The sequence below is a fragment of the Streptomyces sp. NPDC004752 genome (genome assembly GCF_053601275.1).
Window position 1 is genome coordinate 16,334 of record NZ_JBSGBN010000051.1, and the last position, 24,810, is coordinate 41,143.

18 protein-coding genes and 1 pseudogene are annotated in these 24,810 nt (G+C 72.7%); 6 read left to right on the forward strand and 13 right to left on the reverse strand.

Annotated features, from left to right (window positions below; translation table 11 throughout):
• Nucleotides 1–68 precede the first annotated feature (68 nt).
• The 4 genes from ACWEKM_RS21885 to ACWEKM_RS21900 all read right to left on the reverse strand — a co-directional run bounded on the left by ACWEKM_RS21885 (nt 69) and on the right by ACWEKM_RS21900 (nt 3,886).
• Nucleotides 69–1,301 carry an FAD-dependent oxidoreductase gene (locus ACWEKM_RS21885; RefSeq protein ID WP_451622851.1) on the reverse strand — a complete coding sequence of 411 codons (1,233 nt, stop codon included), beginning with the start codon at nt 1,299–1,301 and terminating at the stop codon, nt 69–71.
• A 198-nt stretch (nt 1,302–1,499) separates the two neighbouring features.
• Complete coding sequence (locus tag ACWEKM_RS21890) at nt 1,500–2,174, reverse strand: DAK2 domain-containing protein (protein ID WP_451622852.1); 675 nt, start codon at nt 2,172–2,174, stop codon at nt 1,500–1,502.
• A complete protein-coding gene (locus tag ACWEKM_RS21895) occupies nt 2,171–3,178 on the reverse strand; it encodes a dihydroxyacetone kinase subunit DhaK (RefSeq protein WP_451622853.1) in 1,008 nt (335 codons plus the stop codon). Before ACWEKM_RS21895 ends, ACWEKM_RS21890 begins: the two co-directional genes overlap by 4 nt.
• Nucleotides 3,179–3,472: 294 nt before the next feature.
• Nucleotides 3,473–3,886 carry a hypothetical protein gene (locus ACWEKM_RS21900; protein ID WP_451622854.1) on the reverse strand — a complete coding sequence of 138 codons (414 nt, stop codon included), beginning with the start codon at nt 3,884–3,886 and terminating at the stop codon, nt 3,473–3,475.
• A 145-nt stretch (nt 3,887–4,031) separates the two neighbouring features.
• Here ACWEKM_RS21900 and ACWEKM_RS21905 point away from each other — a divergent pair, with 145 nt between their 5' ends.
• Both ACWEKM_RS21905 and ACWEKM_RS21910 read left to right on the forward strand, forming a co-directional pair.
• Nucleotides 4,032–4,730 (forward strand): GntR family transcriptional regulator, encoded by a 699-nt coding sequence (locus tag ACWEKM_RS21905; RefSeq protein ID WP_451622855.1) that lies wholly within the window; start codon nt 4,032–4,034, stop codon nt 4,728–4,730.
• Between the two features lie 18 nt (nt 4,731–4,748).
• Nucleotides 4,749–5,006, forward strand: a complete 258-nt coding sequence (locus ACWEKM_RS21910; protein WP_451622856.1) for a hypothetical protein — start codon at nt 4,749–4,751, stop codon at nt 5,004–5,006.
• Nucleotides 5,007–5,015: 9 nt separating this feature from the next.
• On the opposite strand, the gene ACWEKM_RS21915 is transcribed toward ACWEKM_RS21910, so the two are convergent.
• Both ACWEKM_RS21915 and dnaE read right to left on the reverse strand, forming a co-directional pair.
• Nucleotides 5,016–5,378: a DUF6300 family protein gene (locus tag ACWEKM_RS21915; protein ID WP_451622857.1), complete on the reverse strand. Its 363-nt coding sequence runs from the start codon at nt 5,376–5,378 to the stop codon at nt 5,016–5,018.
• A pseudogene (gene dnaE / locus ACWEKM_RS21920) lies at nt 5,375–8,970 on the reverse strand (DNA polymerase III subunit alpha). The gene ACWEKM_RS21915 and the pseudogene dnaE overlap by 4 nt, the downstream one beginning before the upstream one ends.
• 243 nt (nt 8,971–9,213) lie before the next feature.
• On the opposite strand from dnaE, the gene ACWEKM_RS21925 reads away from it, so the two are divergent.
• A complete protein-coding gene (locus tag ACWEKM_RS21925) occupies nt 9,214–10,191 on the forward strand; it encodes a LysR family transcriptional regulator (RefSeq protein WP_451622858.1) in 978 nt (325 codons plus the stop codon).
• A 92-nt stretch (nt 10,192–10,283) separates the two neighbouring features.
• Here the strand turns inward: ACWEKM_RS21925 and ACWEKM_RS21930 are convergent, their stop codons facing one another.
• Nucleotides 10,284–11,084, reverse strand: coding sequence for an aminoglycoside adenylyltransferase domain-containing protein (locus tag ACWEKM_RS21930; RefSeq protein ID WP_451622859.1), 801 nt, complete (start codon nt 11,082–11,084; stop codon nt 10,284–10,286).
• 119 nt (nt 11,085–11,203) lie between these two features.
• On the opposite strand from ACWEKM_RS21930, the gene ACWEKM_RS21935 reads away from it, so the two are divergent.
• Both ACWEKM_RS21935 and ACWEKM_RS21940 read left to right on the forward strand, forming a co-directional pair.
• A complete protein-coding gene (locus ACWEKM_RS21935; RefSeq protein ID WP_451622860.1) occupies nt 11,204–11,812 on the forward strand; it encodes a hypothetical protein in 609 nt (202 codons plus the stop codon).
• Between the two features lie 26 nt (nt 11,813–11,838).
• A complete protein-coding gene (locus tag ACWEKM_RS21940; RefSeq protein WP_451622861.1) occupies nt 11,839–16,131 on the forward strand; it encodes an HAD-IC family P-type ATPase in 4,293 nt (1,430 codons plus the stop codon).
• Between the two features lie 123 nt (nt 16,132–16,254).
• On the opposite strand, the gene ACWEKM_RS21945 is transcribed toward ACWEKM_RS21940, so the two are convergent.
• From ACWEKM_RS21945 to ACWEKM_RS21970, 6 genes are all read right to left on the reverse strand, one after another.
• Nucleotides 16,255–17,589, reverse strand: a complete 1,335-nt coding sequence (locus ACWEKM_RS21945) for an MFS transporter (RefSeq protein ID WP_451622862.1) — start codon at nt 17,587–17,589, stop codon at nt 16,255–16,257.
• 104 nt (nt 17,590–17,693) lie between these two features.
• Nucleotides 17,694–18,230: a GNAT family N-acetyltransferase gene (locus tag ACWEKM_RS21950; protein ID WP_451622863.1), complete on the reverse strand. Its 537-nt coding sequence runs from the start codon at nt 18,228–18,230 to the stop codon at nt 17,694–17,696.
• Nucleotides 18,224–19,435 carry a type III PLP-dependent enzyme gene (locus ACWEKM_RS21955; protein WP_451622864.1) on the reverse strand — a complete coding sequence of 404 codons (1,212 nt, stop codon included), beginning with the start codon at nt 19,433–19,435 and terminating at the stop codon, nt 18,224–18,226. Before ACWEKM_RS21955 ends, ACWEKM_RS21950 begins: the two co-directional genes overlap by 7 nt.
• Nucleotides 19,432–20,763 carry a DUF6271 family protein gene (locus ACWEKM_RS21960; RefSeq protein ID WP_451622892.1) on the reverse strand — a complete coding sequence of 444 codons (1,332 nt, stop codon included), beginning with the start codon at nt 20,761–20,763 and terminating at the stop codon, nt 19,432–19,434. Before ACWEKM_RS21960 ends, ACWEKM_RS21955 begins: the two co-directional genes overlap by 4 nt.
• Nucleotides 20,760–21,791, reverse strand: coding sequence for a phytanoyl-CoA dioxygenase family protein (locus tag ACWEKM_RS21965; RefSeq protein ID WP_451622865.1), 1,032 nt, complete (start codon nt 21,789–21,791; stop codon nt 20,760–20,762). The genes ACWEKM_RS21960 and ACWEKM_RS21965 overlap by 4 nt, the downstream gene beginning before the upstream one ends.
• A 316-nt stretch (nt 21,792–22,107) precedes the next feature.
• Nucleotides 22,108–23,598, reverse strand: coding sequence for a glycoside hydrolase family 3 protein (locus tag ACWEKM_RS21970; protein WP_451622866.1), 1,491 nt, complete (start codon nt 23,596–23,598; stop codon nt 22,108–22,110).
• A 435-nt stretch (nt 23,599–24,033) separates the two neighbouring features.
• Between ACWEKM_RS21970 and ACWEKM_RS21975 the strand changes: the two genes are divergently transcribed.
• Complete coding sequence (locus tag ACWEKM_RS21975) at nt 24,034–24,687, forward strand: UTRA domain-containing protein (protein WP_451622867.1); 654 nt, start codon at nt 24,034–24,036, stop codon at nt 24,685–24,687.
• Nucleotides 24,688–24,810 lie beyond the last annotated feature (123 nt).

A 24,810-nucleotide genomic window follows, 5' to 3' on the forward strand; every position in this document is an offset into this window, starting at 1 on the left:
GCCTGCTCCGGGGCGTGCCCGGCTTCGCCAAGGCGTCGGCCGCGCCCGGTCGGCGGTCCCGCGCGGGGCTATCGGACGGCGCTTCGCGGTGGCCGTTCGCGCAGCGCCCCGTATCCGATGAAGTACGCGGGCAGCCGGCGCAGCAGCCGGGACGAGGCGAGCAGGCCGGCCAGGTGCCGCGCCCTGCGCACGTCGCCCAGGGGCGGGCGCCCCTGTAGGGCGGGAGCGATGAGGCGGGCATGGGCCACACGTTGCAGTCCCTGGGTGGCGACGGTGGTGGGACGGCGGCGGCGCTGGATGCCGCGCACATCGTGCAGGCCGACGGTGCCGCGGCGCAGCGGCCCGACGAGATGGCGGGCGGCGGCCACCGCGTCCTCGACGGCGAGGTTGATGCCGATGCCGAAGACCGGGGACATCGCGTGCGCGGCGTCGCCGATGCACAGCAGTCCGGGGCGGTGCCAGCGGCGCAGCCGGTCCAGGCGGACGTCGAGGAGCTTGACCTCGTCCCAGGAGCGCAGCCGGTCGACGCGGTCCGCGATCCAGGGGACGGCGGCGGCGTACTCGGCGCGGAAGCGGTCGAGCCCGGCGGCGCGGCGGCGGGCGTCGGAGCCCTTGGGGATCAGGGCGGCGCACTGCCAGTAGTCCCCGCGGTCGATCATCGCGGTCAGGAAACGGTCGCCCGCGTGACCGACGAGTCCGCGCGGGTCTTCTGCGTGCCGCGGCAGCCGGAACCACCAGGCGTCCATCGGGCAGCGGTAGCGGCGCAGTCCCAGCTCCGGCCGGTTGCGGGCGAGGGATCCGCGGCCGTCGCAGGCGACGGTGAGGAGGGCGCGCAGTTCTCCGTGGCGGCCGTCGCCGGTGCGGTAGCGCACGCCGGTCACCCGGCCGTGTTCGACCAGGAAGGAGGTGGCCTCGGTACCCATCCGCAGCTGGAAGCAGGGCTCGCGCCGGGCCTCGTCGGCGAGGAGGTCGAGCAGGTCCCACTGGGGCACCATCGCCACATAGTTGTAGGGGCCGCGCAACACCGCGAGGTCGGCGATCGTGACCTGCGACCGGCCGGCCCCGACGGGCATCTGGACGGTGTGCACCCGGCGTTGAGGCAGCCGGGCGAACTTCTCGGCCAGCCCCAGGTCGTCCAGCAGGGCCAGCGTCGAGGGGTGCACGGTGTCGCCGCGGAAGTCGCGCAGGAAGTCGTCGTGCTTCTCCAGGACCGTCACCTCGACACCGGCCCGGGCCAGCAGCAGGGCGAGCACCATGCCCGCGGGACCACCGCCGATGACACAACATGTGGTCCGTTCCATGACAGCCCCGCCTTCCGGAGAGCGGTAATTCATCACCCAATGAATAGGGTACCGGCGGGCCGCCGCAACGGCATCCCGCGGACGGCGGGACTCCGGCGGCGGCCCCAGCGGTCGTGCCGTGTCACGGGGGCGGATGCGCACGCCCCCACCGCACGGCCGCCCCACACGCTTCGGGCGGGGCGGCTTCGGCGTACGGGATCAGCCCTGGAACGCGGGTGTCCCCTGACCGGCTGCCGGTCCTTGCCCCGGCTCCTGTGCGTCCCCGAGGAAGTCCGTCAGTTCGCCCGGTGACCGGCCCTGCGCCCGGGCCAGGGACCAGAACAGCAGGGCGACCCCCAGGGCGCCGGGGTCGGGGGAACCGACGGCCCGCTCACCGACGTAGGAGGCGCGTCCGCGCCGGGCCCGCAGCAGGGCCGTGGCCCGGGCCCCCGCGAGGGCGGCGAGGGCGACGTCGCGCAGGTCCGCCCCCGCCTCCAGGGCGTCCCGGGCCGGGACCAGGGCGTCCACCATCGTGCGGTCGCCGGGCTCCGCCTCCCCGACCCGCTGGATCGCGGCGAGCCCCTCGCGGACCCCGGCGGCCCAGGCCGCGCGGTCGTCCCGGGCGGCGAGGGCGCCCGCGATCTCCTGGAACAGCAGTCCGAGCAGGGGGCCGCTGGTGCCGCCGACCTCGTTCAGGAAGACCTCCGCGGCCACGGCGAACGGCGGTGCGGCGGGCCGGGCCTCAAGTGCCGAGACGACCCGGTCGAGTCCTTCGCGGAGGTTGTCGCCGAAGTCGCCGTCGCCGGAGAGCTGGTCGAGGGCGGTGAGGGTGTCGTGTGCGGTGCGGGCCGCCTGCGCGTAGGTGCGCAGGACGAGATGCCGGTCGATGGTCAACGGGTCGGCTCCAGTGCGGGGAGGGCGGGGGTGCGGGCCGGTGCGTGCCAGAAGGCGGTCCAGTCCTCGCGCAGGGCGGTCAGGGTGAGGGAGAAGCCGCTCATGTCCAGGGCCGGGACAAAGGTCCCGACGAGCCGGCCGGCCACGCTCAGGCCGCGCTTGTCCAGCAACTCGGACACCCGGGCGTGGACGGCGTGCAGCTCCAGCAGCGTGGTCGCGCCGAGGCCGTTGACCAGGAGGAGGACGCAGCCGGCGGCCGGGGGCAGCGTGTCGAGGATCTGCTGGGTCATGCGGTCGACGAGCGGTTCGAAGCCCGGGTGTTCCAGGGTGGCGGCGGCGCGCTCGCCGTGGATGCCGACCCCGTATTCGAGCGTTCCGTCGGGCAGCGCGAACGCCTCGCCGCCCCGGGAGGGCGAGGTCTGGGCGCGTGCGGCGACCGCGAGGCTGCGTGAGGCCGCGGCGAACTCGGCGCCGAGGCCCGCGAGTTCGTCCAGTCCGAGACCTGAGTCGGCGGCGCCGCCGAGGAGCTTCTCCACGATGACGGTGGCGCCGGTGCCGCGGCGACCGGTGGCGGTCTCGGTGCTCTCGGTCGCGAGGTCGTCGTCGACGAGGACGCGGCGCACCGGGATGCCGTCGGCGCGCAGGCGTTCGGCGGCGATGCCGAAGTTGATGCGGTCCCCGGTGTAGTTCTTCACCACGTGCAGCACACCGTCCGGGCCGGCGACGGCCCGGGACGCCTCGTAGACCTGGCGGTTGTGCGGCGAGGCGAAGATCCGGCCGGGGGCGGCGGCGTCCAGCATGCCGCGCCCGACGAATCCGGTGTGCAGGGGCTCGTGGCCGGATCCGCCGCCGGAGACGAGGCCCACGCGCCGGCCGGGGTGCCGGTCGAGGGTGGTGACGTACAGCGGGTCCTCGGTGAGGTGCAGCAGATGCGGGTGGGCCAGGGCCAGGCCGCGCAGGGCCTGCTCCACGGGGTGCTGTTCGGGCAGGAACAGGCTGTTCACCTGGTCTCCTTCGAGGATGCCCCCGCCTTCAGGCCGGGGAGGAATCGAACCACTGCGGAGCAGGGCAGGGAAAGGGGTTTCGCCTTCAGGGCGAAAGACCGCCACACGATCGGATAAGGTGCATGTCGTTCGTTGCGAGAACCAAGCGCGCACACCGTGCCGATCGAGAACCAAGACGGTACTTCCGAGCTTTGCTCAACAAACCGGGCAGGTTCCGTCCCGGCTGGTGTTGAGGGAGTAAGACCTTTCAGGCCGCTGGTCTGTGGGGCTTCCTGAGCCAGGAATCCCCCTGCTTCAGCTGGGGGAGGGTTCAAGACAGCTGGGTCCTTTCGGGAGGTGCGGGGCCGGTGCGCCGGTCGCGGTGGCGGACGCCTCGCCGACCGCGGGCCGGGCGGCGGCCGGGGCCAGGGCCAGGACCACGGTGACGCCGACACCGACGCCGACGCAGTGGTCGATCGGCCGGGCCCGGTGTCCGCCGGCCGCGGCCGGCCGGGCGGTGCCGATCAGCGGGGCGAGACCGCCGCCGAGGGTGGCTCCGATCTGCCGGAGCACCGACAGCCCCGGGTAGCGGACGATGACCGGGTAGAGGTGGGAGAAGAGGGCACCTTGAGCGCCGTACATGGCGCCGTGCCCGATACCGAGTCCGAGGGTCATACCCAACACGTAAGTCCAGAACTGGCCGGTCCGGAGCAGCAGGAAGAACGGCACGGCGAGGATCGCCTGGAAGAGGGCACCGGCGAGGTGAAGGACCGCCCCGCGAGCGGCTAATCTGATCGATCAGATGCTGTATCCACAGCGCCGGACCCTGCCCGGGAACCGGCGCCGCAGCAACCGTTGGAGAAGAAGGGCGATCATGGCCACCCCGTCCGTCCACAGCCGCCGCGGCACCACCCCCCTTGTCGTGGAATCGCTCTCCGAGCAGCTCTACTCGATCCTGTGCGAGCGGATCACCACGGGTGTCTACGCCCCGGGGGCCCGGCTCGACCCGCAGGCCATGGCGACCGAGTTCGGCGTCTCCCGCACCCCGGTGCGCGACACCCTGCAACGTCTGGAGCACGACCGGCTCGTCGAGACCCGTCCGCGCTCCGGCACGTTCGTCACCCGGCCGACCCGCAACGACGTGCACGAGGTCTGCCAACTGCGCAAGGGGCTGGAGTGGCTCGCCACCGGAGTGGCCGCCGGGGCCATGCCGCTGGCGCAGATCGCCGACCTGCGCGACGAGGCCGTTGCCGCCATCCGCGCGGCCGAACAGGGCGACTACGAACCGTTCTTCGCCAGCGACACCCGCATCCACCGCGCGATCATGGCCAGCACCGGCAACAGCCGGCTGATCGCGGCCCACGACTCGGTCGAACCCTTCGTCTACTGGCTGCGCGTCCTCGGCGCGGCCGGCCCGCACCGCTTCGCGGGAGCCACCCGGCGACACCTGGAGATCCTGGACGCCATGGCGGCCCGTGACGTCGGCGCGGCCCAGGAGGCCGCCGCGCTCCATCTCACCGAGGTCGAGGAGTGGGCACTGGCCGACCTGGCCTCCCACGACATCGCCATCTGACCCTTCCCGCGGTCCACCGTGAGCACCGCCGCACTCCGTACCACCCCCGCCGGGTCCGTGTCCGTCAGCTGGAGCGCCACGGCCGACGCGCTCGACGCCACCGCCCAGCGCCTGGTTCCCGCCGCCCAGCGCATGCTCCTCGTCTTCGCCGCGAGCAACTCCTCCGTCGTCTTCGGCGTCGAGGGCGAGCGGACGGGCGCCCGCGCGTCGTCCTGCGGTGGGCCCGGTTGTGCCGTGCCGCCCCCGGTGCCCGTGCGCCGAACCCGCCCGGAGTGACCGGCGCCGCTACAAGGTACCGGTCCGCCACCGGGCCTCCTGCGCGCCGAGGTCCGAACGGTTCGGTACGCGGGTCCGCACGGCGTCCAGCCAGTCCAGCAGGAGCCTGCCGAACGCCTCGTCGACGCGGACTTCGCTCGCCTCGCCGTGCGGGGCGAGCAGCGGCAGGAGTGCACGCGCCGCGGGGTCGCCCCGGTCGCAGGATGCGCACAGCGCCATCTCCTTGAACCCGCCGACCCGTTCCCCGGCACGGTTGCGCCAGGAGTGCGGGTAGCGCACCACGAGGGCCACGGGGGTTGCACAGCGGGTGCAGGGCGGGGTCCGCGCGATCCGCAGTTCGACCGCCGTCGGCCCCTCGCCCGGCGGCGTCATGCGACACCGGTCCAGGCTTCGGCTCCGAAGGTGCCTTTCACGTCGGAGGCGAGGGTGGCGGCGTTCACCTTGGCGGGCAGGGCGTAGACGGTGGTCCGGCGCAGGCCGCGCACACTGAGGTGGACGGGGGTGTCACCGGGGTGCTCGGCGAGGATCCGCTTCAGCTCGTGCACGCAGGAGGCGGTGATCCGGTGGGCGGGCAGGGCGAGGCGCACCGGAGGTCTGCCGCCGTGCTCGGCCGGGGACACGTCCAGCACGCCGAGTTCCCTGCCGAAGATGTTCAGGGTGCCGTCGCGGTCCTCGATCCGGCCCGTCACGGAGATGACGTCGTCCTCGACGAGCGCGTGCTCGACCAACCGGTAGGACGCCGGGAAGAACAGGACCTCGACGGCGGCGTCCCGGTCCATGAGCTGCACGACGGCCCATGCGTTGCCCTGCTTGGTGACCTTGCGCTGGATCCCGGTGATGAGCCCCGCCAGCCGCACCTCCCCCGTGGTGCGGCCGGAGGCGAGCAGTTCGCCGATGGTGCAGTCCCGCGCCCCGGCCAGGATGTGCTCGGCGCCGTCCAGCGGATGGGCGGAGACGTAGAGGCCCAGCATCTCCCGCTCGGTCGACAGCAGTTGTCGACGGGGCCACTCCGCGTCGTCGACGGGCAGATCCAGGCCGAAGGCCGGGCCGTCGCCCGCCGTGTCGCCGAGCCCGGCGAAGAGGTCGTCCTGTCCGAAGCTCGCCGCCTTCTTCACCGGGCTGATCGCGTCGACGGCGTCCTCATGGACGGCGGTCAGGCCCTTGCGGGAATGACCGAGGCTGTCGAAGGCGCCGGCCTTGATCAGCGATTCCACGGCCCGCTTGTTCAGCGCGGGCAGCTCGACCTTGTGCAGGAAGTCGGCGAAGGAGCGGAAGCCGCCCTTGCGGCGGCGGGCGTCGATGACAGCCTCGATGACGCCGTCGCCGACGTTGCGCACGGAACGCAGGCCGAAGCGCACATCGTCGCCGACGGCGGTGAACTCCGCGACGGACGCGTTCACATCGGGTTGCAGGACACGGACGCCGTTCCTGCGCGCGTCGGCGAGGTAGACGGCGGCCTTGTCCTTGTCGTCGCCGACCGAGGTGAGCAGGGCGGCCATGTACTCGGCCGGGTAGTTCGCCTTGAGGTAGGCGGTCCAGTAGGAGACGAGGCCGTAGCCGGCGGTGTGGGACTTGTTGAAGGCGTAGCCGGAGAACGGCAGCATGACGTCCCACAGCGCCTTGACCGCCTCGTCGGAGTAGCCGTTCGCCCGCATACCGCCGTGGAACTTCTCCCACTCGGCGGCCAGGACCTCCGGTTTCTTCTTGCCCATCGCGCGGCGCAGCATGTCCGCGCCGCCCAGGGTGTATCCGGCCAGTTGCCGGGCGATGGCCATGATCTGTTCCTGGTAGACGAGTAGATGGTGGGTGGAGCCGAGGATCGGCTCCAGGGCGTCCTGCAGTTCCGGGTGGATGGGGGTGGGCTCCTGCCTGCCGTTCTGGCGCAGCGCGTAGTTGGTGTGCGCGTTGGCAGCCATGGGGCCGGGCCGGTAGAGCGCGTTGGCCGCGGCGATGTCCTCGAACCGGGTGGGCGCCATCAGTTTCAGCAGGGCGCGCATGCCGCCGCCGTCGAGTTGGAAGACGCCGAGGGTGTTGGCCTCGGCGAGCAGCCGATAGGTCCTGGCGTCGTCCAGGGGGATGACGACGGTGGCGGGATCGCCGTCCAGCGGGTCGACGGTGGCCAGGCCGACGCCCCGGTTCTCACGGATGTTCTCGATGGCCTGGTCGATGACGCCCAGGTTGCGCAGCCCCAGGAAGTCCATCTTGATCAGGCCCATGGCCTCGCACGACGGATAGTCGAACCCGGTGATCCGTGCGCCGTCCGCGGTGCGCAGATGGAGCGGGATCCGGTCGGTCAGCTCCGTCTTGGAGAGGATCACCGCGGCGGCGTGCACGCCGGTGCCCCGGGTCAGGCCCTCCACTCCACGGGCGGTGTCGATCACCCGGCGCACGTCGGGTTCGCTCTCGTACAGCCCGCGGATCTGGCCGGCCTCCGCGAACCGCGGGTGGTCCGGGTCGAAGAGCGCGTCCAGCGGGGCCGGTTTGCCGTTCTGGTCCGGCGGGAGCGCCTTGGTGATCCGCTCGCCGTGGGAGAACGGATAGCCCAGGATGCGTGAGGAGTCCTTGATCGCGTTCTTCGCCTTGATCTTGCCGAAGGTGTTGACCAGGGCCGTGTACGCGTCGCCGTACTTGTCGATGACGTAACGGACCATCCGGTCGCGTCGGCGGTCGTCGAAGTCGAGGTCGACGTCCGGCGGGTTGATGCGCTCGGGGTTCAGGAACCGTTCGAAGAGCAACCCGTGTTCCAGCGGGCACAGTTCGGTGATGCGGGTGGCGTAGGCGACGATCGAGCCGGTGGCCGAGCCGCGGCCGGGGCCGAGGGGGATCTTGTTGTCCCGGGCGTGGCGGCAGATGTCAGCCACGACGAGGAAGTACGAGCTGAAGCCCATCGGTCCGATGACCGCCATCTCGGTCTCGAACCGGTCCAGGACCTGTTGCGGGACCGGATCTCCGTAGCGCATGACCAGTCCTTTGTGCACCTCCTTGCGCAGCCAGGACTCCTGGGTCTCGCCGGGGGGCACGTCGGGGAACCGCGGCATCTCGTCGACGTGGTCGAAGACCTCGTCGTAGGACTCGACGCGCTCGGCGATCAGCAGTGTGTTGTCGCATGCCTGGGGCAGTTCCGCGAACAGGGCGCGCATCTCGGCGGCCGACTTCAGGTAGTAGCCGGAGCCGTTGAAACGAAAGCGCCTGGGATCGTCCTTGTTCTTGCCGACGCCGATGCACAGCAGGTTGTCGTGGGCGTCGGCCTGGTCCTCGGTGACGTAGTGGGCGTCGTTGGTGGCGAGGAGCGGAAGGTCCAGTTCCGCGGCGAGGCGCAGCAGCCCGTCGCGGACGTCGCGCTCGACGGCCAGTCCGTGGTCCATCAGCTCCAGGAAGTAGTTCTCCGGGCCGAAGATCTCCCGGTAGGCCGCGGCTGCGGCCCTCGCCTCGTCGTACTGGCCGAGTCGCAGCCGGGTCTGGATCTCCCCGGAGGGGCAGCCGGTGGTGGCGATGATGCCCTCCGGCCGGCCGGCGATCAGCTCCCGGTCCATGCGCGGCTTCCCGGCCGGGAACTGGCCCTCGTAGCTGGCCTGGGTGCTGAGCCAGAACAGGTTCCGCAGGCCCTGTGCGGTCCGCGCCCACATGGTCATGTGGGTGAAGCGACCGCCGCCGGAGACGTCCTTCGACCCTTCCCCGCCGTCACTGACGGCGCGCCGCCCGCCGGGCCCCAGAACTCCTGCTTCCGGCTGAAGCGGGACGAGGGCGCCACATACGCCTCGATGCCGATGATCGGCCTGATGTCGTCGAAGTCCTTCGCGACCTGCGCGAACTCATGGGCGCCGAACATGTTCCCGTGGTCGCTCATGGCGATCGCGGGCATCCCCTGCCGGCTCACCTCGCCGAACATGGGCCTCAGCTTCTGCGCGCCGTCCAGCATCGAGTACTCGGTGTGGTTGTGCAGATGAACGAAGGAATCCGGCACGGGTCAGTCAGCTCCGTAGCGACAAGGGACAGGGGCAGGGGCAGGGGGCAGGGAGAAAGGCAGGTACAGGAACAGGGAACAACCATCAGTTGTATGACTGACGGCGATCCCTAACCTCCTGGTCAAGGGTCGACGGCGAGGACTGCCCTCTTAATCCCCATCAAAGCCAGCGTCGGGGTGGCGAATCAAACAACCATCCACCGGCGTGGCACAACCCATCGTTGTGTCATTAGGGTGGGCGGTGTGGATCTCAACGCTGTGCGCACCTTCGTCGCGGTCGCGGAATCAGGTCAGTTCCAGCGGGCGGCCGTCGACCTCTCCCTCACTCAGCAGGCCGTCTCCAAGCGCATCGCGGCGCTGGAGAAGGACCTCGGGGTGCGGCTGTTCACCCGGACGACGCACGGAGCCCGGCTCACCATCGACGGGCAGGTGTTCCTGCCGCACGCCCGCGAACTCCTACAGGCCCAGGACCGGGCCGTCGCCGCCGTGTGTCCCGGCCGGCGTGCGCTGCGTGTCGATGTCATCGGCCGCCGGCTCTCGCTGGCGGGCGTGCTGCGCGACTTCCACCGGGCGCACCCCGAGATCGCCCTCGACGTCGTGACCCTCTTCGACGCGGACGCCGCCGTCGCCGCACTCCAGTCCGGCGCCATCGACGCCACCTTCCGCGCCGTCGCCATGCCGGGGCGGAAGCTGCCCGACGACATCGAGGCCACACCGGTCTTCGACGAACCGCTCCAGCTGTTCACCGGCCCCCGCCACGACTTCGCGACCGCCACCGCCCTGACCCCCGCCGAGCTGGCGGGGCAGCGCATCTGGATGCCCGGCAACGCCCCCGGAACCGAGTGGACCGCCTACTACGACGAGCTGGCCGCCGACTTCGGCTTCACCGTCGACACGGTCGGACCCGACTTCGGCGTCGAGGCCCTCCTCGACACCATCGCGGCCTCCACGACGCTGGCGACCTTCCTCAGCGAGCGGACACCTCTCGTCTGGCCCGTCGGCTACGACCTGCGGCGCGTCCCGCTGCACCGGCCCACGCCGGTCTACCCGCACTCGCTGCTGTGGCACACCCGCAACCGGCACCCTGCCCTCGCCACGCTCCGCGACCACCTCGCCACCCTGTGCCCGGAGCACCCCGGGACCGACGTCTGGACGCCGCGATGGGCCCGGCGCCGCACACCACGGCCGACGGTCGACCGCGGTCGCCCTCAGTCCAGCTGAGGCATGCCCCTCAGCTCCCGGGTGTCAGCTCTCGGACGTCAGCTCCCGGTTCGGTTCCCGGACGTCAGCTTCCGGGCGTCAGCTCTCGGACGTCAGCTCTCGGACGTCCGGTCAGTCTCTTCGACGCGTTCGCGTGCCCAGCCCAGGAAGGCCCGCACCGCCGCGTCGGGAAGGGGCTCCGCGGATGCGCGCGGGCGCTCGAAACTGCGTACCGCGGCCTCGACCAGCGGCCGGAAGTCCGCCTCGGCCGTGGCGATCTCGTGTGCCGCCGCGCGCTTGGCCGACCAGCGGCCCGTACGGCAGAACACCACCGAGCGACAGCCGTTGAGGACGCGGTTGTCCGCGAGGTGGCCCGCACCGGCGCTGTGCTCACGCAGGGAGGCGCGGATCGCGGTGAGCAGCTCCGGGTGCCGCGGCGCGGTGATCGCCTCCCGTGCGGGGCGGCCGAACAGCGAGATCCCGCGCTGGTGGGCGACGGAGCGGTCGATGACGTACCAGAACGCGGGAGAGCCCGTGGCGTCGAAGTCGGCTCGGTTCGGCAGTTGCGCGCCGGTGTTGAGGTTCAGCAGATACCCCGCCGCGCCGGACGGCCGGGCGGCAAAATCCGCCGCATAGACCACCAGTTCCAGCCCGGCCGCGGGGCAGAACAGTCGCGGGTGGGCGAGGGTCTCGGCCAGGTCGTGCAGCGCCGACCGCGGCAGTGCCGGGTCGACCACGACGGTGATGTCGATGTCGCTGCGCCCGTGCCGGTAGTCGCCGAGCGCCAGGGAGCCGACGCCGACGACGCTCACCAGCCGGGGTCCGCACACCGTGCTGGTGCGCCGGACGAGTTCCTCCAGGTAGCCGCGCAGTTCGTCGGGGACGGCCCGCGGCTCTTCGAGCGGATGGATCACCCGGCCAGTATCCCCGTTCGCACCCGGTGAAAACGACCTTCGTCCGGGGTGGGACGGCCGCGCATTTCGGGGCACTCGGGGAGACGCAAGCGATACACCACCGTAGGCAAGGAGCGGTCATGGCCGAGCAGAAGTCGTCCTCGCGTCCTGTCGCGCCCCTGCGCGCCGCGGCCTCGGCGGTGCGCAGAGTGCCCGGCGCCGAGGCGCTGAGCAGGGCCGGCGAGGGAATACTGGACAAGGTCGAAGCCGTGTCGCCCCGCGGACGGCGGCTGGTCGTCTACACCGGTGCCGGGGTGCTCGGGGCGGTCGGTGTGGTCGAATGGCCCGTCGCCCTCACCGGAGCGGCGGTGGTCTGGCTCACCCAGGCACGCGCCGGGCAGACCGAGGGGAAGGCGCCCGCGGCGGGCGCGGGCTCGGTCGCGTCGGTGAAGGCCCACCGTGTCGAAGCGCGCGAGAAGGCCCCCGCCACCGCGTCGAAACGCGCGAGCACCGGCCGCAGGAAGTCGGCGACGGCGTCGTCGGCGTCATCTGCATCGACATCGTCGCCGGCACGGAAGAAGACCGCGCCCGCGGCCCGGCGGGGCACGGCCGCCAAGGGCGGCACGAGTACCCGTACGACGAAGAGCGGTACCAGCGCCCGTACGACGAAGACCGGTACCGGCACCCGTACGACGAGGAGCGGTACGAGCAGCCGTACGACGACGAGGCAAGGGCGCACCACCCGCTGAGCCACGCCCAGGGAGAGTGATGCGTCATGGTGCTGGGGTTGCTGACCGTTCCCTCGGACACCGTCCGGGTGCTGCCCGCGGCGCCCCGACTGCTGGCGCGGGCGGCCGCGCCGGCGGCCGGAATCGCCGCCGGGGCGATCGCCGGGACGGCTCGGGCCGGGGTGCGCGGCATGGACGGCGCGGTCCGGTTGGCCCGGGTCGTGCGCACCGCCCTGCCCGGCTCAGCGGCACAGTGGCGCGCCGGCGCGCGGGCCCATCTGGCGCTGCGCCCCGCGGACCCGGAGACACCGGCCGAGCGGACACGCCATCTGGCCCGTCGGCTGGCCGAGGAGGTGAGCGAACACCCGGATGTGCTCTTCGCCTACTGGGACGAAGGTCTGGAACGCCTGGTGGTGGCCGGGACCGAGGACGTGGTCGGTGACGATGTCATCGACCACGCGCTGCGCCTGGCGGACCGCTGCGGACTCGCCCCCGCCGACGGCGGCCCCGAGGAGACCACGCATCCGGCCGACCCGGCCGGGGTACGGGCGGCGGCGGCCCTGCTCGCGGCCGACGCGGTGGGCACGGGCGCGGCGATCGCGGCGTACTTTCTGCGCCTGCCGCCGTCGCCCCGCGCGGTGACCGCCGTTGTGACACTGCTGCGGGAAAATCCGCGTTTTCGCGCACTGCTGCGGTCCCGCATCGGCCACTTCGGCATGGACATGACACTTACCTGCGCGAACGCCATCGCCCACGGAGCCGGGCAGACGCCCGCCTCGCTGCTGCTCGACGGAGCGCTGCGGGCCTGCCAACTCGCGGACACCGTGTCCCGGGTGGCCTTCTTCGACACCTATCACGACAGGCTCAGCGCACCCGACCGCATCGGCATCGCGGACCACGGCTCAGAGCGCCCCGCACTGCGCGCCTCGCCCGCCCAGGAGTACGCCACCCACGCCTCGCTCGGCAGCGTGCTCGGGGCGGCCGCGACACTGCTCGTCAAACACGACACCACCGAGGCGGCCGAGGCGGTGCTCTCGGGGTCGCCCAAGGCCGCGCGCTACGGCCCGGCGGCGTTCCACGCCCTGCTCGGTGCCGCACTCGCCCGATCGGGCGTCCTCACCCGAGAGCCGGAGCGGCTGCGGCAACTGGAGATGGCGGGCACACTCGTCCTGCATCCCAGCGCGCTGCGCACCGGACAAGGCGAGGCCGACCCGTGGGCGGAACCCGTGCTGGACGCGGCGCGCCGGGCCAAACTGCACGTCGTCCTCGTGGACGACCCCGCGCTGGAGGACTTCACCGGCCTCGCCGACCAGGTCGTGGACGCGCGGCGACCGCTGGACGACGTGGTCCACGGGCTCGGCGACGACGCGGGCGCCGTCATCACCGTCGCCCGGATCCGCTCCCGCGACGACCAAGTCGTGCTGGACGGGCTGCTCGCCGGGGACATCGCCTGCGCCCTCACCGACGCGGGCGGCGCCGTCGTCTGGGGCGCGGACGTGCTCGCCCTGCACGGACTCTCCGACATATGGCGGGTGTTGAGCGCGATACCGGCGGCCCGTCGCGTCGGCGGCCGGGCACAGACCCTGGCACGGTCGGGCGCCGCGCTGTCGGGGCTGCTGGTGGCCATCGGCGGGTCGAAGGGCGGCCGGGGACGGCGCGCCGCGCTGCCCGGACTGCGGCACGCCCCCGTCGACATCGCGGCGGCCACCGCCCTGCTGACCGCCGCCCGCGCGGCGCTCGGCGTCGCCGCGGCCGACCCGCCGAGCCCGCGGCCCCGGGTGCACTGGCACGAGTTGGAGGCGGATGAGGCCCTGGACCGGCTGGAGCACGAACCCGCCGCACGCCACGGCGCGTTGGAGCAGGCATCGGTCCAGGCCCACCGAGCGGCTCAGACCGCGTGGCACACCGCCGTCCTCACCCCCGTGTGGTGGACGGTGCGCCTCGCCAAGGCCGTACGCGACGAACTGGACGACCCGCTGACCCCCGTGCTGGCCGTCGGCTCGGCCGCCTCCGCGATCCTCGGTTCCGTCGTGGACGCGCTGCTCGTCCTCGGCGCCCTCGACATCAACGCGCTGGTCGGCGGCATCCAGCGGCTGCGCGCCGAGCGTGCCGTGTCCGGGCTGCTCGCCCAGCAGAAGCGGACCGCGCGCGTCGCCCCGAGCCTGCGGGCCGAGCCGCACACCGTGGACGCCGCCGATCTGACACCGGGCGACGTCATCGAGTTGCAGACCGACGACGTCGTGCCCGCCGACGCCCGGCTGCTGTGGGAGGACGGCCTGGAGGTCGACGAGTCGGCGCTGACCGGGGAGTCCCTGCCGGTGGAGAAGCAGATCGAGCCGACCCCGCACGCCGCGGTCGCCGACCGGCGCTCCATGGTGTTCGAGGGTACGACCGTGACGGTCGGGCACGCCCGCGCCGTCGTCGTGGACACCGGCGACCGCACCGAGGCATCCCGCGCCGTGCGGCTCGCCGCCCGTACCCCGCCGGCCGCCGGCGTGCAGGGCAGGCTGCGGGAACTCACCGGCAGGGCACTGCCGTTGACGTTCGCGGGCGGAGCCGCGATCACCGGTCTCGCGCTGCTGAGGGGCACATCCGTCCGGGAAGCGGTCAGCGGCGGGGTCGCCGTCGCGGTGGCGGCCGTGCCCGAGGGCCTGCCGCTGGTGGCCACGGTGGCGCAGTTGGCGGCGGCCCGGCGGCTGAGCCGCGGTGGAGTCCTCGTGCGGACGACACGGGCCCTGGAGGCGCTCGGCCGCATGGACACCATCTGCTTCGACAAGACCGGCACCCTCACCGAGAACCGGCTGCGGCTGGCGAAGGCGACCGACCGGCGCGGCACGGTCCACCCGGTGGACGACCCGGCCGCGGCCGATACGCTGCGCGTCGCCGCGCGGGCCTGCCCCCGTCTGAACGGCGGCGCGGACCGACCGGTGCACGCCACCGACGAGGCGGTGCTGGATGCGACCGGACCCGACCCGGACTGGGTGCAGTCGGAGGGGCTGTCGTTCGAGGCCGCCCGGGGATACGCCGCCGCGGTCGGCCGTGCCGGGGACGACGGCCCGAGCCTGCTGGTGGTCAAGGGCGCCCCCGAAACCGTCCTGCCCGCCTGCACCGGGCTTCCCCGGCGGGTCTCCGAGGCGGCCCGGACCCTCGCCCGGGACGGGCTGCGGATCCTGGCGGTGGCCCAGCGGCGGCTGAGCGCGGCCGAGGACCCCGAGGATGTACTCGAACAGGACCTGAAGGGCCTGGAGTTCACCGGCCTGCTCGGGCTGGCGGACACCCCGCGCGAGACGTCCCAGACCCTTGTGCGCGGCCTGCGCGCGGCGGGCGTACGACCGGTGATGCTCACCGGCGACCACCCGCAGACCGCGCAGTCGATCGCCCTCGCGCTGGGCTGGCCCGAGGACACGGCCGTCATCACCGGGAGCGAGCTGGCGGCGGCGGACCGTTCGGTCCGGGCCCGTATGCTGCGCGACACGACCGTGGTGGCGCGGGTCGCCCCCGAGCAGAAGCTCAAGGTCGTCGAGGCGCTGCGGGACGCGGGCCGTGTGGTGGGCATGGTCGGGGACGGCGCGAACGACGCGGCGGCGATCCGCGCGGCCGACGTCGGCGTCGGCATCAACGCCCGGGGTTCGTCGGCCGCGCGCAACGCCGCCGATCTGGTCCTGACCGACGACGATCTGACGGTCCTGATCGACGCGGTGCGGGAGGGCCGCGCCCTGTGGCGCAGCGTCGCCGACGCGATCGCCATTCTGATCGGCGGCAACGCGGGGGAGGTCGGGTTCGGGCTGCTCGGCACGCTGCTGTCGGGGAAGGCACCGCTGTCCACCCGCCAGATGCTGCTGGTGAACCTGTTCACGGACCTGTTCCCGGCGATGGCGGTCGCGGTCACGCAGAAGGAGAGTGGAGAGCCGCCGGAGGGGACGTCCGCGGACTCCCCCGAAGAGGCGTCGGCCGTGCTCGGCGCGCCGTTGCTCGCGCAGATCCGCCATCGTGCGCTCACCACGTGCCTGGGCGCCGTCACGGCCTGGCTGATCGGCCGCTGGACGCCCGGTACGGTCCGCCGCTCCAGCACGATGGCGCTGTGCGCCGTGGTCGGCGCCCAGCTCGCCCAGACCCTGCTGGACCGCCGCGACAGCCGCCTGGTCCGCTTCACCTCCCTGGGCTCCGCCGCCGTACTCGTCGCGCTGGTGCAGACCCCCGGCGTCAGCCGCTTCTTCGGTTGCACCCCGCTCGGGCCCGTCGCCTGGCTCGGCGTCACGGCGGCGATCGCGCTGGCCCTGGTGGGGCAGCGTGCCCTGCCCGGCCTGGAGCGGACCGTCGATCGGCTGCGGCCCGCCTGAGCGCTCCGCTGGAGGTGTCGTGATGTGTTGTCGGTCGTCTGCGGCGCCGTCGTGGCTGGTCACGCAGTTCCCCGCGCCCCTTCAGGGCGCTGTCGAACCGCGCAGCGGACTTCACCGGAGCTCTTAGCCCTGGCCAGTGGGCCGCCGGGCCGTCCTCCTGAACGAATCGGGCGCCGCGGGCCGGGAGGCCGCCGTGCTGCGGTTCGCCCCGCCCGGCGGTCCGTCGGCAACCGCCGGGACATTCGCCCCGCCCGGCGGTCCGTCGGCGACCGCCGGGACGGGGGAGGCCCAGCGGATCCGCGTCGCCGACAGGCAGACGATCAGCGCCGAGGCCGCCACCGCGGCCATGCCCGCGACCAGGCCGGCCGCGCCCGCGATGAAGCCGATCAGGGCCGGGCCGACCAGCAGCCCGGTGGTGCCCAGCGCGGCCACCAGCGCCAGGGCGTCGGCCCCCTTCGCCGCCGCGGCCACATACACGCACGGGGTGACGGCCGCCGCGCCGAGGCCCACGCAGGCGAAGCCGGCCAGCGTGGGCACCACCCCGCCGGCCAGGAGGGCGAGCGCGAGACCGAGGCCGGCCACCGCGCTGCCGACGCGCACGACACGTCCGTCGCCCCAGCGGGTGCGCCAGCGGTCGGCGAGGACCCGGGCCACCAGCATCATCACCGAGACGACGGCGATGCCCAGCGGCGCCACCGTCTCCGACGCCTTGGCGATGTCCTTCATATAGAGCGCGGACCAGTCGTTCATGGCGCCCTCGGTCACGGTGCCGAACGCCATGGCACACCCCATCCACAGCGTCGTGCGCGACGGCAGGGTCAGCGCCGAGCGGCGCTTCCTCGCCGCCTCGGGTGCCTGCGGGCCGGTGTCCTTCCGTGCCGCCTCAGCTGGCTGCCGCCCCGCCTCGGTGAGCAGCCCCGGCCGCGCGTAGGCCAGCAGCAGCATCAGCAGGACGACGGCCACGGCGAAGTGCGCCGTGACGGCCGTCGTCACCAGGTTCACCCCGGAGGCCAGCAGTGCGGCGCCGAGCAGCCCGGCGCTGAACGTGGCGTGCAGCTGGGACATGGCGGTGCGCCTGAACCTCGTCTCCAGCTCGGCGCCCTGCGCGTTCATGGCGACGTTCAGCGCGCCGACCGCGACGCCGTCACCGCAGATGATCAGCAGGGCGACCGGGTAGTTCGGCGCCACGGACAGGAGCGCCAGCAACGCGGCGAGGACGAGTGCCGACGCGAGGGCCAGCCGCCGGGAGCCGAGCCGCCGCATGAGGAACGCGACCAGTGGAAAGGAGGCCGCGGCCCCGGCACCGCAGGCCATCAGCAGCACCCCCAGTTCCGTCTCGGACAGTCCGAGCCCGGTCCTCAGCGTGGGCAGACGCGAGGCCCAGGTGGCGTACTGGAATCCGAGAAAGCAGAACAGCGCGGCGATGGCCCCCTTGGCGCGGCGCGACTCGTCACGCACGCGGAACCTGTCGCGCACGCGGAACCCGTCACGCACGCGGAACCCGTCACGCACGCGGGACCTGTCGTGCACGCGGAGCCCGTCACGCACGCGGAACCCGTTCATCAACCCGCTTCCTCCTCTTCGAGGGACCGGCGCGCGGGCACCCCGGTCGACATGTAGACGGCGTGCGGGCCGTAGCCGGAGGGCACGTGGACGTCGTGCCGCGTCCGGTAGCCCTGGGCCCGCCAGAAGCCCTCCCTTGCGTCGATCGCGACGAGGGAGATCCGCTCGTACCTCCGCGCGGCGGCGACGGCCGTGAGATGGCACAGCAGCCGGCGCCCCAGGCCCCTGCCGCGCAGCGGCCCGGCGACGACGAGGTCGTGCAGATGGAGGTTGCGCGAGTGATGGGTCAGGTCCGTGGGCCGGGTCAGGTCCGGGCAGCGGAACATCGGGTAGGGCAGGGCGAGCACATAGCCCGCGATCCGGTCGTCCAGGTCGAGGACGAAGCAGGTGCCGGGCGAGGCCCGCCCCCGGGACTCCAGGGCGGCCCGGCCCTCTGTGAGCGAACTGCCCGCGTAGGCGTCGGCCTCCAGGGCGGCGACATCCGGCCAGTCGGCGTCGGCGATGACACGGATGCGCGGCGGACGGCCCATCAGCATGTCCCCTCCACGGTCTTGACGGGCCCGGTGTGTCCGTCCCGCGTGCAGGTGTACGGCAGCGGGCGGAATCCGTTGAATCCCCGGGTCGTGTAGCTGGTGGCGTAGGCGCCGGCGGACAGGATCCAGACGGGGTCGCCCGAGGCGACGCCGGCCGGTACGCGCGTCCCGTGGTGCCCGGGGCCATAGGCGTCGTCGCTGTCGCAGGTGGGTCCCGCGACCACCGCCGACACGCTGTCCCCGTCCCGGTGGCCGGGGAAGACGAGCCGGTAGCGGAGCTGATCCAGCTCGTAGAGTCCGTTGAACTTGCCGCAGCTCAGATACAGCCAGTGCGCCAGGTCCCCGCCGGGCTGCTCACGGGTGGTCAGCCGGTACACATGTGCCCTGACGGCGCCGTGGTCGGCCACCAGATGACGGCCCGGCTCCATGACGAAGTCGAGGGGTGCGGGGCTGATGTGACGCAGCCGCTCCATGCCGTCGCGGATGACGGCGAACATCTTGTCCAGCGGTGGTTCGAGCGGGCGGCCCCGCCGGTCGAGGTAGCCGAGGGCGGGCAGGCCACCGCCCAGGTTGACGTGGTCGAGCAGGATGCCCCGCGCGTCCAGCGCGGCGATCGTGTCGCACAGCGAGTCGCACGCCTGCCGCCAGGCGCCCTCGGTCATCTGCTGCGAGCCGACGTGCACCGACAGTCCCGCCGGTGTCAGGCCGGTCGCCGCCGCCGCGGCCAGCACCCGCACCGCGTCGTCCCGGGTGCAGCCGAACTTCCGGCCGAGGCCCCACAGGGCGCCGTCGCCGCTGGTGGCGAGCCGGCAGAACACCCGGGCGCCCGGGGCGTGGGTGGCGATCGCCGCGACATCCTGCACGCTGTCGGTGGCGAAGGTGCGGACCCCGAGCCGATGTGCCTCGGCGATGTCCGCGTCGGACTTCACGGTGTTTCCGTAGTGGATCCGGTCGGCGGGCACACCGGTGCGCAGGGCCTGCGCGATCTCGGCGGGGCTCGCCGCGTCGAAACCGGCGCCCCGCGCCGCGAGGCAGGCCAGCACCTCGTCGACGGGGCACGCCTTCACCGCGAAGCACACGGCGGCCTGCGGCAGTTCACCCAGCAGCCGCGCGTACCGGCCCTCGATCCCGGTGAGGTCGAAGACGATACGGTCCGATGTGGCGGAGGCGAGGGCCGCCGACAGCCGCGCGGGCAGGTCCACGCTCACCCGCCCGCGCTCCCGAACCCATGGGTCCCGGCCGCGTGCACCAGCCGTGCCCAGACGTCGGTCAGCAGGGCGAACTCCTCGATGTCCCGCTCGGCCTGGTCGAGGAGCCGCTCTCGGCGGGTGGCCAGCAGTCCGGCGAACGCCTCGTAGCGGCCGCCGAGTTTGCGGTACGAGGTGTCGACGCGGTCCAGCCGCCACACGTTCTCGGCGCGGCCCTGACCGGTGCTCTCGCGCAGCAACTCCACGACGGTGTCGGCCCGGACGTGTCCGTGCCGGTCGAGCAGCGCGTCGCCCGCGACCGCCATCCGGGCGTAGACGTGGTTGAAGTAGAGCATGGACAGCAGGAACTTCACGAACCGCGTCTGGTAGGCGGTGAACCCGGCGTCGGTGCGCCGTTCCGGGGTGTAGAAGTTCTCGATGGTGCGGTTGTGCAGCACGCCGGGGAGCGCGGCGTCGTGGACCAGGTGGATGAGGAAGTAGTCGCTGCCGATGGTGCTGGTCGCCGGGGGCAGCGGTACGCGCTCGTACACCTCGTGGTCGAAGCTGATGTTGCACATGTCCACCCGCATGGGGTCGACGACGGTGAGCGTCGAGTGGTCCTCGGTGAACCGGGCGGAGCCGGCGCCGGTGAACGACTCCTCGACCAGCTGCCGCTTGTTCTCGTCCGGCCAGTCGACGGGCGCCCACAGGCTCACCACGTCGTGGTAGACGCCCCCGTCGATGCGGGCGATCTCGCCGATGTCCACGGACAGTTCACCGATGAACGAGGAACCCACCAGGGACACCGGCCGTCTGACGTGGGCGGGGTCGAGAAGCGTTTCGGTCACACCCGCGGACGCCTCGGCGGCCGGCTTGCCCAGCGACCGCAGTTCGTGATGGATCGGGAAGACCGGGGCGCCGTGCAGGATCTGATAGGCGCTGTCCGAGTCCCTGCGGTGCACGGACCGGCAGCCGAGCGCGGCGGCGATCAGGAAGGCGCGGTTCGTGCAGGCCCCGTAGGAGACGTCACCGGGCAGCAGGAGCCGGAGCATCGTGTCGGGTTCTGCGATGCCGGATCGCTGGATCACGCCGCGCAGGAAGGTCCGCTGCTCCGCCTCGTCGAGGTGGTGGGCGATCACGCCGGGTACGGACGGAAGTTCCGCGACGGCGCGGGCGTGCGCCGACCGGGTGGCGTCGTCGCAGGAGTCGAGGATCAGCAGGCGCACCTCGACACCGAAGTGGCGGGCCGCGTACGCCGCCTCCTCGCCGATGGCGGCGATGGTGGCGGTGCACGCCCGGTTCGTGGGGAGGGCCAGACAGATCCGGTCGGGGCCCCGCCCGTGGTTCACGCGGCGCACGCCCGTCCGTTCCAGGGTTCCTGTCCCAGCAGCCTGCGGCCCAGGTCGTCGAGGGTGGCCGGGCCGTACCGGAGCGCCTCGGGCCTGGTCGCGTCGCCGAGCAGCGTCGTGTTCCAGTCCGGGGTGCTCAGCGTCCGCCATGACTCGACGCGGGAGTGGCGCAGCGTCTCGTGTTCCGCCAGCGCGGGCATCATCGACAGGTACTGAACGGCCCGGACATCGTGGTCGGAGCCGTTGGGTGCCACTCCGTGCGCCAGCAGACCGTTGAAGATCAGCAGGTCACCGGCCTGGAGATCGGGCCGGACCACCGGGAACTCGGAGCCGTCGATCGCGGGCCTGATCGGGTCGCGGCCCGCGGGCTGGGCGGCCCGCCACTGCTCGAACCGGCGGAACAGTTCGGGTGCGCACTGGAAACCGCCCAGCTCGGGCCGGCTGTCGGTCAGGGCGATGATGCCCTGTACCCGCTGCGGCAGCACACCGAGCGTGGTGTCGACGTCCCAGTGCAGCTCGATGTCGAAGCCCTCGTCGGTGGGTGCGATGCGGGACCGGGAACGAGTGCCCCGGTTGGGCGGATTGAGGTTGAGCCGGTCGAGCGTGACCCACAGCTCCTCGCAGTCCCATACGTCGACGAAGGCGTCGTAGACGCGCCGGGTCTGCCGGCTGTCCCAGATGAGCTGGTGGTGATACGCCTCCACGAAGCCGTAGACATGCAGGTCGCGGTCCAGCTCCGAGCGGAACTCGCGCTCCTCGTACCAGGTTTCGGGCCGGTCGGGGTCCAGACCCTGGAACTCCCAGGCGAATCCGAGCAGGCTCTTGGCGGCACCGGGCGAGATGGCGTCCCGGACGACGACGTAGCCGTACGTCTGCCAGAAGGCGAAGTCCTCCTCGGACAGCACGCGCAGCGGACGGGACTTGTCGAGGCGTCGCAGCGGTGTCTGCGCGAGGTAGGTCTCGCCGTCCGCACTGAAGTAGGGGCGCTGCGAGGCGGCGCGGTACAGATACGGGGCATGCGTCGGCATGCAATCACTCCAGGGATCGAGTCCTTCAGCGGCCGAGTGGCTGGATCGCGGATCACGGATCACGGATCGCCGATCGCCGATCGCCGATCGCCACGATGATCGAACTGAGGTTCCTTCAACTTGGACTAGACCACTTGTGGTGTCAACGTGCTCCGACCGAAGCTGCCCGCCAAGTGCCTGCGAACTGCCGGTGGTTGAGGCTCGTGGAGCCATGGCCGGTGCGCAGGGGGCGGGGGTGGGTGCGGGCACGCCGAGGGCCCCCACGGCGCACCTGCGCCGCGGGGGCCCTCGCTGCACGGACACGCGGGTCCCGGGGTCAGGCCGTGACGATGCTCTCCGCCGCGGCCAGGCCGCAGACCCGGGCGGCTCCGTGTGTGGCGATGTGTACGGCGCCCCGCGGAGCGGACTGCGGCAGGCCCATCTCGACCACGATCGTGTCCGGGCGCGCGGCGAGCAGCACGTCCAGGCCCGCGCCCATCCACGGGTGCCGGTGCTCGTCGCGAACCACCACGACGATGCGGCGGTCGCCCGCCGCCGCCAGGGCCGCGGTGCCCGCGTCCGCCCCGTTGAAGGAGCCGCTCGTGGTGCCTGGCAGCAGTCGCTCCAGTTCGCCGGCGACTCCCCACGGGGTCACGGCCCCGACGGCGATGTTCGGCACGGGGTTGAACGTCGCGACGTACACGGGCCCGTCGACCGGCGACGCCGCCGATCCGCGCCGCACACGGAGCGCGCGACGGGCCGCCACGAGTCCGATCTGCTCGTCCGGTGCCGCCTGCGCCCGCGCGGTCCGCCGCGTCGTGGTGGTCCAGTGGGCCAGCCGCCGCACCCGGGCCGCGGCGTCGGCGAGCCGTTCCTCGGGGAGTTCGCCGTGGCGGACAGCGGCAACAAGGGCGTCCCGCAGCTTCAGCACCGTACCCTCGTCGCACAGCCCGCCGCCCACACAGATCGCGTCCGCACCGGCCGCGATCGCCATGACCACCCCGTGCGCCAGGCCGTAGGCCCCGGCGATGGCCCGCATCTCCATGCCGTCGGTGACGATCAGACCGTCGTAGCCGAGTTCACCGCGCAGCAGTTCGGTGAGGATGCGGCGGGACAGGGTCCCGGGGCGATCCGGGTCGAGTGCCGGGACGAGGATGTGCGCGCTCATGACGGCCTGTGTGCCGGCCTCGATGGCGGCGCGGAACGGCGCCAGTTCGCGCCTGCGCAGCGTGTCCTCGTCGGCGTCGATGCGGGGCACGGAGTGGTGGGAGTCCACATTGGTGTCGCCGTGCCCGGGGAAGTGTTTGGTGCACGCGGCGACACCGCTGGACTGCATGCCCCGGACGTACGCCGCCGTGTGCCGTGCCACCAGGTCGGTGTCCGCACCGAAGGCGCGCACCCCGATCACCGGGTTGTCGGGGTTGGCGTTGACGTCCGCGGACGGCGCCCAGTTGAGGTTGACACCGCAGTCGGCGAGCCGCCGCCCCAATTCGCGGGCGACGCGCCGGGTGAGGTCCGGGTCGTCGACGGCGCCGAGCGCGTGATTGCCGGGGAACGCGGAACCGGTGTGCACGTCGAGGCGGGTGACGTCCCCGCTCTCCTCGTCGATGGCCACCAGCAGATCGTGCCGTTCCGCCCTCAACTGGCCGGTCAGGTCCGCGACTTGCTGCCGACTGACCATATTGCGGCCGAACAGGGCCACGGAGGCAAGCCCTTCACCGACCCGGCGGCGCACCCAGTCCGGTGCGGCGGTGCCGGCGAACCCCGGCTGCAGGACCGCGAGTGCGTCGCGGGTGAGGGTCTCTTTGCCGGTGTCAACAGTGGTCATCGAAGGTGTCATCCCTTCACGGCGCCGTCGGCCAGGCCGCGCAGCGCCGCGTGATCCGGAGGCGGAAGAAGAAGCAGAGGAGGGCGGACAAGGACACGTCGGGCAGCCCGGGGCGGCGGGGCACACCACCACGGCGGCCGGACCACGCGACATCTCCTCCTCCCTCGGGGACCACCGCCGACCGCGCCCGGCGGTGCTCGGCGCATGCCGAGACCGCGCACGGACGGGACCCGACGGGCTAGTGGTGTAGACCTGTACGAGGGAGCTTGGCCTAGACTTTTATGCAGCGTCAAGGTCGCCAGAGGGTCGATCTCGCCCCTTTGACGAAGAACGTCGCACCGGACACGACCGCGGACCGCATTCCCCATCTGGACTAGACCACAGCCCGGTTGAGGGCTATAACGGGGTCCGGCGACCGAGCCGGGAAGGCAGGCCATGACCACCCATGTCAGCAGCACCCCGCACGGCCGGGCCGCGCCCGGCCGCACGCCGCGCGTCCCGAAGTACTACCAGGTCAAGCAACAGGTCCGCGCGATGACGGATGCGCTGACCCCCGGCTCCCGGACCCCCGCCGAGCGATTGCGCGCCGTACGGCTCGACACCTCGTGTACTACGGTCCGGCAGGCGTCGCGGGAACGCGTGGGCGACGGCCGACAGGCATCACAGGAACGCATGGGCGAGAGCCGACAGGCGTCACGGGAACACGTGGGCGACGGCCGGCCGGACCGCGCCCGGGGCAAGCGGACGTTCGCCGCCCGACCCGAGCTGTCCGCCCGGCGCTCTCCCCGATCGCACCGGCCCCTGGCCGCCTACGGCCACCTACTCCGGTCCCTGGCCACGCACCGGTCGCTGTACCCGGCGCTCACCGAGGCGTACGGGGTACGCCCGGCAAAGGCCGAGGAGGTCATCGGGACCTCACTCGCGACGCCCCGCGAGGCCGTGCTGCTCGCCACCGAGGTGGGCCTGCCGATGCCGCTCCTGTCCTGCCGTTCCCGCGACGCGCACGGCACAGCGATGGCATGGGTCCGCTCGGTGTACCGCGGCTCCCGCTGCACGTTCACGGTGACGCTGATGCGCCCGGCGGACTGAACCCCCGGCCCGGCAGGGCCCGGCGCCGCTCACCGCCCCGGCCGCCGCGCCGCGCAACACCCCGTCTCCCCCTCGGTTCCCCCGGCCCCACAGGTGCGCGGACGCCGCCGACTTCTCCCCTCT